Annotated in this window: 1 protein-coding gene and 1 pseudogene; one reads left to right on the top strand and one right to left on the bottom strand. The window is 54.9% G+C overall.

The window, feature by feature from the left end; translation table 11 throughout:
* Positions 1 to 924, bottom strand: a pseudogene (locus HB631_RS26720) (filamentous hemagglutinin); the annotation flags it as partial.
* Positions 925 to 1,199: 275 nt separating this feature from the next.
* Between HB631_RS26720 and HB631_RS26725 the strand changes: the two are divergent.
* A complete protein-coding gene (locus HB631_RS26725) occupies positions 1,200 to 1,538 on the top strand; it encodes a helix-turn-helix transcriptional regulator (protein WP_213994202.1) in 339 nt (112 codons plus the stop codon).
* Positions 1,539 to 1,659: the final 121 nt, after the last annotated feature.

Consider the following 1,659-nt stretch of genomic DNA (forward strand, 5'->3'; position numbering starts at 1 on the left):
CACTTCGGCGCTTAGCGCCCCCGCACCGCCCGCCAGGGCGCTGTGCCCTTGCAGGTGCGAGAGCATGGCTCCCGCCACCGCATGGGCGGTGATGCGGGCCGTGTCGGTTTTAAAACGCTCTTTTATCTCACTAGCCACATAAGGCGCCGCCAGCCCGGCTAACGCCTGCCCCGGATTGCCGCCCGCCAGACCCTGCGCCGCAGCCACTGCCGCCGTGAGCGCCTTGAGTTTGCCGCCGCCGGTGCCGAAACCAGAATCCGCCAATGCCTGATTATAAGCAACGGCACGGATATAGTCCTTGATTTGCTTATCCGTTGGGGTTTCGTTGGGGTTATCACCCTGTGCCAGGGCCTCCCTGGCCTCCTGCCGGTCCGCCGCGCTGATATTCTCCGCCTTTTTATTGGCGGTATTGAGGGCGCCGATGGCCGCCTCGCTGCGCACGACATCTATCAGCTGATTGCCGATATCCGCCAGCAGCCCGGCCTGTTGCAGCCGCTCCTGCTCCTTGGTTTTATCAAATATCGGGCTTAAGGTCTCATGGGCACGCTCCGCATCCCGGCTCAGGGTAGTAATATCCTGGGTTTGCCCCGCCTGATTGCGCACTATCAGGCTGCCGGGGCTGAACGCCGCTTTGGTGGTATTGCTGCTTTGGCCGGAGTGATTGACCCCCGACAGCAGGCTGTTGGCCAGGTTGCCGGTGAACTGCCCGCCGATGGGGCCGCCGCTGCTCATGCCGATGCTTTGATGCTCAGCGCTGAATTTCGCCTCATTGTGCATATCGCTGAACCCCAGGGTGCCGGTATCCAGACGGTTTTTACTGGCGTCGGCGGTACTGGCGATGGCCGCTCCGTCCAACTGGGTGTGTTCCCCTACCCGAATATCAACCCCGCCCTGGCCGGCAAAGAGGCCCGTCTGCTCCTGCACCGCATTGTAGTTGCTGTGTAGCTTGTCCCGGCTGATATCGCTACACGACTGAAGCTATCCGCCTTGCAAGCGGAAATCGCTCCCCATTGAAAATGTTTAAGCAGGGTCACTAATGATTCTCAATCATCATTGCATGCGGGGAAGTTCTCGACATCGACAAAAACACATAATATGTCATATTGATATCCTTATTAGTTCTTGATATGATACACAACATTGAGCGATAAATAGGCTGTGTTATAGTAATGTCAGTTACAGCAACCTTGGTTTTCACTATGAGCTTTCCTGACAGACTCACGGCTTGCCGCAAAGAATTGAGATTCACCCAACAGCAAATGGCCGACAAGATCGGTATGCACGTTTCACAGTACAAACGCTACGAGTCCGGGTCTTCTCAGCCTACGATTGATGTTTTCAGGCGTATTGCATTAGCGTTGAATGTCAGTGCGGATATGCTTCTTTTTGAGCCTGGTGAGCGTGGCCCTGATGACCGGCTTAAGCTCCAGTTTGAAGCAGTTACTCATCTTGATGATAAAGAGCGGGAAGCGGTGGAGATTGTCATTGCCAGCATTTTGCATATGCACGATGCCAAGCGTTGGACGATGAAGAAATAGCCGTTAAAAAAGAAATTCATAGACGCAGAACAACGGTGCGCCAACACCATTATTCTGCTAACCACAAGCAACTAAAGAGGTAGTTACCATGGCTAAGCGCGATTGTAAGTCAGAAGCGGGA

The sequence above is a fragment of the Sodalis sp. dw_96 genome, from assembly GCF_018449575.1.
GTDB lineage: Bacteria > Pseudomonadota > Gammaproteobacteria > Enterobacterales > Enterobacteriaceae > Acerihabitans.